The 6,531-nt window shown below is 67.8% G+C and carries 6 protein-coding genes; 2 read left to right on the forward strand and 4 right to left on the reverse strand.

Translation table 11 applies throughout. The annotated features are described in order from the left end of the window. Positions 1-301 precede the first annotated feature (301 nt). Complete coding sequence (locus U4012_RS09880) at positions 302-1,387, reverse strand: tartrate dehydrogenase (RefSeq protein ID WP_321798122.1); 1,086 nt, start codon at positions 1,385-1,387, stop codon at positions 302-304. 117 nt (positions 1,388-1,504) lie between these two features. On the opposite strand from U4012_RS09880, the gene U4012_RS09885 reads away from it, so the two are divergent. Continuing rightward, a complete protein-coding gene (locus tag U4012_RS09885) occupies positions 1,505-2,428 on the forward strand; it encodes a LysR substrate-binding domain-containing protein (RefSeq protein WP_321798124.1) in 924 nt (307 codons plus the stop codon). Positions 2,429-2,688: 260 nt separating this feature from the next. Here the strand turns inward: U4012_RS09885 and argC are convergent, their stop codons facing one another. Then, the gene (argC, locus tag U4012_RS09890; protein WP_321798126.1) at positions 2,689-3,636 is read right to left on the reverse strand and encodes an N-acetyl-gamma-glutamyl-phosphate reductase; all 948 of its coding nucleotides are present in this window, start codon (positions 3,634-3,636) and stop codon (positions 2,689-2,691) included. 118 nt (positions 3,637-3,754) lie between these two features. On the opposite strand from argC, the gene U4012_RS09895 reads away from it, so the two are divergent. Further along, entirely contained in the window at positions 3,755-4,639 is an 885-nt protein-coding gene (locus U4012_RS09895; RefSeq protein WP_321798144.1) for a LysR family transcriptional regulator, read from the forward strand. A gap of 26 nt (positions 4,640-4,665) precedes the next feature. On the opposite strand, the gene U4012_RS09900 is transcribed toward U4012_RS09895, so the two are convergent. After that, complete coding sequence (locus tag U4012_RS09900) at positions 4,666-5,130, reverse strand: signal peptide protein (RefSeq protein ID WP_321798128.1); 465 nt, start codon at positions 5,128-5,130, stop codon at positions 4,666-4,668. A gap of 60 nt (positions 5,131-5,190) precedes the next feature. After that, on the reverse strand, positions 5,191-6,408 hold the full coding sequence (locus tag U4012_RS09905; protein WP_044849279.1) for a DUF3734 domain-containing protein: 1,218 nt from the start codon (positions 6,406-6,408) through the stop codon (positions 5,191-5,193). Between the last annotated feature and the right edge of the window lie 123 nt (positions 6,409-6,531).

The following is a 6,531-nucleotide window of genomic DNA, read 5'->3' on the forward strand; positions in this document are numbered from 1 at the left end:
CGTTGCCCGCGCGCGAAACGAATGCGACATCGACACTGGCGGGATTCGATCGGTGTGTAGCGATGCGCGATGCAACTCACCGCTCGACTTCGACGTGATGCCGGTTACGGCGATGGATCGACACGTGACCGTGCGTGTCACCGCATCGCGTTGCTCACCGTTCGAAATCGACATCGATACCGACACGCGCGCATCCAGGCCCGCGCATCGGAATCAACCAGGGTGCGCGGCAGCCGGTCGTGTTGCTCACCCCTGAACACGCATCCATCGACCACCTGCGCGCACCCTGCGCATCGTTCCGTCAGCCTGCGATCCGCGCCGCGATCGCTTCACCCACTTCCTGCGTTCCTGCGTGGCCGCCGAGATCGCGCGTGCGCGGCCCGGTGCGCAGCACGTCCTCGATCGCCGCGACGATCGCATCGTGCGCTTCGCGTTCGCGGCCCGCGCCGTTGCCGAGGAAGTCGAGCATCATCGCCGCCGACCAGATCATCGCGATCGGGTTCGCGACGTACTGGCCCGCGATGTCCGGCGCGGAGCCGTGCACCGGTTCGAACAGCGACGGAAACGTGCGATCCGGGTTCAGGTTCGCCGACGGCGCGATGCCGATCGTGCCCGTGCAGGCCGGCCCGAGGTCGGACAGGATGTCGCCGAACAGGTTCGACGCGACCACGACGTCGAAGCGGTCGGGCTGCAGCACGAAGCGCGCGCACAGGATGTCGATGTGCTGCTTGTCGACGGCGATCTCGGGATAGCGCTCGCCCATCTCGGCCGCGCGCGCGTCCCACCACGGCATGCTGATCGCGATGCCGTTGCTCTTCGTCGCGACGGTCAGGCGCTTCGCGCGGCGCTGCGCGAGCTCGAACGCGAACTTCAGCACGCGCTCGGTGCCGTGACGCGTGAAGATCGACTGCTGCATGACCACTTCGCGCTCGGTGCCTTCGAACATCGTGCCGCCGACCGACGAATATTCGCCTTCGGTGTTCTCGCGCACGATCATGAAGTCGATGTCGCCCGCGTTGCGGCCGGCGAGCGGCGACGGCACGCCGTCGAACAGGCGCGCGGGCCGCAGGTTGATGTACTGGTCGAACTCGCGGCGGAATTTCAGCAGCGAACCCCACAGCGAAATGTGGTCGGGCACCGTCGCGGGCCAGCCGACCGCACCGAACAGGATCGCGTCCATGTCCGACAGCTGTGCCTTCCAGTCGTCCGGCATCATCTTGCCGTGCTGCGCGTAGTAGTCGCAGCTCGCCCAGTCGATCTGTTCGAACTGGAAACGGATGCCGAAGCGCGCCGTCACGGCGTCGAGCGCGCGCAGGCCCTCGGGCATCACTTCACGGCCGATGCCGTCACCGGGGATGACGGCAATCCTGTAAGTCTTGTCGCTCATGCAAGCCTCCTTGGCTGTTCGGGCCGCCGGCAGCGTGCGCAGCGGAACGTGACGCCATTTTATTTATTTCCATTCAGATTAAAATCGTGCGAAAGGTTAATCGACTTTCCACGAATCGTGAACAAATCGCCGAATCTCGACGACCTGCGCGTCTTCAGCCTGGTCGTCCGCCTGACGAGCTTCAGCGCGGCCGCCGAGCAGCTCGCGGTGTCGCCCGCGTACGTGAGCAAGCGCATCGCGCTGCTCGAGGCGCAGCTCGGCACGCGGCTGCTGCATCGGTCGACGCGCCGCGTGACGGTCACCGAGGCCGGCGAACGCGTGTTCGCGCGTGCCGAGAAGATTCTCGACGACGTCGATCATCTCGTCGAGGATGTCTCGACCACGCGCACGGTGCCGCGCGGCACGCTGCGCATTTCGAGCAGCTTCGGCTTCGGCCGCCATGTCGTCGCGCCGGCGTTGCTCGACTTCTCCGCGCGCTATCCGCAGCTGAACGTGCGGCTCGATCTGTTCGACCGGCTCGTCGACGTCGCGGGCGAAGGCTACGATCTCGACGTGCGCATCGGCGACGAGATCGCCGATCACCTGATCGCGCGCCGCCTGGCCGCGAACTATCGCGTGCTGTGTGCGTCGCCCGACTATCTCGCACGACGCGGCACGCCGCGCACGCTCGCGGATCTCGCGTCGCACGACTGCCTCGCGATCAAGGAGCGCGACCATCCGCTCGGCGTGTGGCGGCTGAACCTGCGCGGAGAAACGGCAACGGTGAAGGTCGGCGGCGCGCTGTCGACGAACCACGGCGAGGTGGCCGTGCAATGGGCGCTGGCCGGGCGCGGGATCGTGCTGCGCTCGATCTGGGAGGCCGGGCCGCTGATCGAACGCGGCGCGCTGCGGCGCGTGCTGCCGGACGTGATTCAGCCGGCTAACATCTGGGCGGTCTATCCGGAACGCGTCGCGGCTTCGGCGAAGGTGCGCGTGTGCGTCGATTTTCTGGCGGAGGCGCTCGCCGGGTTGAATGCCGCGGCGAGCGACGATGCGGGCTGAAATCGGCGAAAGGTGAGCTTTTACGGGGGCATGTCTGTGACGTCGGCACATGCCCGTTTTGGGCGTGCCATCGCGTCATGGGCCGACACGACGCAACAGGCAGCGATACGTCGATGGCCGCGAGGCACGAGCCCGACCGACGATGATGCCCGCACCCGCACCCGCACCCGCACCCGCACCCGCACCCGCACCCGCACCCGCACCCGCACCCGCACCCGCACCCGCACCCAAACCGCGGCTCACACCCGCGACTCCGGCGTTCAAGCCGCTTGCGCAGCGCTCTCCGTGCCGAGCATCAGGTCGAGATTCTGCACGGCCGCGCCGGATGCCCCCTTGCCGAGATTGTCGAACACGGCGGACAGCAGTACCTGACCGTGATCGTCATTGACGAACACGCTCAGCCGCAGGTCGTTCGTACCGTTCAGCGCCTGCGGATCGAGATGCGTGATCGTGCGCGTATCCGCGAGCGGCGTCACCTCGACATGGCGCGCGCCGGCGTAATGGTGCGCGAGACACGTGTGCAGCAACTCACTAGTCACGCCGGCCGGAAGAAGGCGCAGCTCGATCGGCACCGTCAGCACGATGCCCTGCCGATAGGCGCCGTAAGCCGGCACGAACAGCGGACGATGCGCGAGCCCGGCATGCAGCTGGATCTCGGGCGCATGCTTGTGCGCGAGCGCGAGGCCGTAGACCTGCAGCGGTTTCGCGCGCGCGGCGTCGTTCGATTCGAATGCGTCGACGGCGGCGCGGCCGCCGCCCGAGTAACCCGACACCGCATGGATGCTCACCGGGTAGTCGCGCGGCAGCAGGCCGGCCTGTTGCAGCGGCCGCAGCAGCCCGACCGCGCCTGTCGGATAGCAGCCCGGATTGGTGACGCGCCGTGCACGTGCGATGGCCTGCGCGTGCCCGTCGGCCATCTCGGGGAAACCGTAGACCCATTCCGGTTCGGTGCGATGGGCCGAGCTCGCATCGATCACGCGTACCGCCGGATTCCGGATGAAGCCGACCGCTTCGCGCGCGGCGGCGTCGGGCAGGCACAGAATCGCGATATCGCATGCGTTGATCGCTTCGGCGCGCCGCGCGGGGTCCTTGCGCTCGGCATCCGGCAGCGTGACGAGCCGCAGGTCGGTGCGATCCCGCAGGCGCTCGTGGATCTGCAGTCCGGTCGTACCTTGGTCGCCGTCGATATAGACAGTAGGGAGACTCATGATGGTCGCGTTCCTCGTTTCGGGCATCGGGAAAGCCGTATCGTCCATCGAACGCCTAGAATAGGAAAAGTTGAATTTCCTGATGACCGGATTCAGTTTTCCTGAACGAGAGGTGGGCATGCGCGAGATCAGTCTGGACCGGCTGCGTACGCTGGTCGCAATCGCCGACCAGGGATCCTTCGTGGCCGCCGCGCAGCTGCTGCATCTTGCGCCGCCGACGGTCAGCCTTCATGTCGCCGAACTCGAAAGCCGCATCGGCGCGCCATTGCTGTCGCGCACGCGCGGCAACGTACAGCCGTCGACGATCGGTGCGGTGCTGGTGGAGCGGGCGCGCCGTCTGCTGGCCGAGGTCGAGTCGACCCTCGACGACGTGGAACGGCAGGTGCAGGGCCTGACCGGGCGGGTGCGCCTCGGCGCGTCGACCGGGGCGATCGCGCATCTGTTGCCGCAGGCGGTGGCCCGGCTGCGCGAGCGGCATCCGGACATCGATGTTCAGATCGCGGTGCTCACGTCGCACGACACACTGGCGCGGCTTGCGCAGGGCTCGCTCGACGTCGGGCTGGTCGCCCTGCCGCAGGCGGCGGTCGCGGGGCTGTCCATCCGCGCGTGGCGGCGCGATCCGGTGCTGGCCTTTCTGCCCGCGGACTGGCGGCTGCCGGCACGCGTGACGCCGGCCTATCTGGCCGCGCGCCCGCTGATTCTCAACGATGCGACCACCCGCCTGTCGCGGCTCACGACGGAATGGTTCGCGCTCGGCGGCCACCGGCCCGAGCCGCGCATCGAACTCAACTACAACGATGCGATCAAGAGCCTGGTCGCCGCGGGTTACGGCGCGACGCTGCTGCCGCACGAGGCGGGCGCCCCGTTGCCCGACCCACGCATCGTCATGCGGCCGCTGCGTCCGGCGTTATGGCGCGAACTGGGCATCGCGCATCGGGCCGGCCCGGTCGAGCGGTCGACCCAGCACGTGCTCGACGCGTTGTGGGCGCTCGGCGCGCGCTAGGGCGCTCAGGGAACCGCGCCGCCGTCCTACAGCCGGTTGTCCTTCGCGAGCATCAGCACGCGCGCCCAGCGCTGCGCATCGCGCTTGTCCATCATCGGCAGTTTCCATTCGCCGCGCACCGCGTCGCGCACGCGCACGACGAGATGCCAGCGGCCGCCGATCGGCGCCGCCTCGCAGCCGTCGAGCTGCGACAACGTATAGCGGCCGTCCGCGCCGTCGTGCGACAGCCACAGCAGCCCCTGCGTCGCGGACACGCGCAGCTCGCCCCACGCGCGATGCACGATGTGGGTCCAGCCTTGTTCCTTCGTGTTCGGCGCGATGTCGCGGCGGCGCTTGATCCACCATGCGATCAGCGCGATCAGGATCGCGGCGGCGAGCACGGCGGCCGCGATCGCGACCGGCTGGCCGAACTGCGCGGCGATGACGTGAAACAGGTGGACGGCGCCCCATCCCAGGGCGATGAGCGCGAATAGCGCAATGAAGATCGGCATGTCGAATCGGAACAGAGGACGGACCGGCGCAGCCAGCGCGCCGGTCCGTCGCATACGGCATCACCGGCGGCGGTGAATGTCGTGCGTGACGAAGCCCGCGTCGTTGGTGGGCAGCGCGAGGCCGTCCTTGACCGCGAGCGTCTTGCGGATGTCGTCGAGACCCGCGCACCAGTGGTCGCGCATCGTCGACAGACCGAACTGATAGTCCTTGTAGTGGTGCTCGTACGCCTTCTGCTGATAGATCAGGTGCTGGATGTTGTATTTCTTCCCGCTCGACATCGCTTCGGCCTCGATGCACCACGGGTCGTTCTTGCGCTGCTCTTCCGGTACCTGCTCGAGCACGTGGCGCAGCACGTTGCGGTAGCGCTGTTCGCGCTGCAGCGTATCGGTGACGAAACGCGTGCGGCTCGAATACTGCACGTCCTTCGTGCGTTCCGCGACGTCGGCCATCGTGCGCGGCAGCGGCCCGCGCGCGCTCCACAGATCGACCTGGAACGCGAGCGTGTCGCGCCGCGGACGCGCGCGCAGCACTTCCATCAGCGGCGTGTTCGACACGACGCCGCCGTCCCAGTAATACTCGCCGTCGATTTCGACCGGCGGGAACGCGGGCGGCAGTGCGCCGGACGCCATGAAGTGCTCGGGCTCGAGGCGGATGCGCGAGTTGTCGAAGTACACGAAGTTGCCGGTGCCGACGTTGACCGCGCCGACCGACACGCGCGTCTCGCCCGAGTTGATCCGGTCGAAATCGCACAGCTTGAGCAGCGTCGCGCGCAGTGCCGACGTGTCGTACCAGCTGATCTTTTCCGGATGATCGGACACGCCCGGCAGCGGCGGCGGGAAGCGCGGCGAGAAGAAGCCCTGCTGGCCCTGCATCATCGCGCTTGCGGCCTGCGATGCGGTGAAGAACGTGCGGACCTGGTCGATGCTGTTGAACAGCGCGAATTCGAACGCGGCCGGAATCGCGGGAAAGAACGCCGGCTGGCAGATCGTTTCCCAGAATTGGCGCAGCCGCTCGACGCGATGTTCGGGTGCATTGCCGGCGATCAGCGCGGTGTTGAGCGCGCCGATCGAGATGCCTGCGATCCAGTCGAGCGGAACGCCCGCTTCGTGCAGCCCTTCGAACACGCCGGCCTGATACGCGCCGAGCGCGCCGCCGCCCTGCAGGACGAGCGCGATGGTTTCGTACGGCAGCGACCGCGCAGCGGCCGGCGCGCCGGCTTCGTGATGCAGGTCCGCCGCATCGACGGCCTGCTTTTCTGTACGCGCGTGCGGTTTCATCAGTTGCTCCGAGAAATCCCGCCGTGGACGGCGGAGATGGATGGCGTGGCGTCGACCGACGGCACGCCGTCCTTGGTATGGATGGTGGTGTGGAAGTCGCCTCCCGTTACAGAGGCGAGGACC

Source organism: Burkholderia sp. BCC1988, from assembly GCF_905339895.1.
In the GTDB taxonomy this organism is placed as follows: Bacteria; Pseudomonadota; Gammaproteobacteria; order Burkholderiales; family Burkholderiaceae; genus Burkholderia.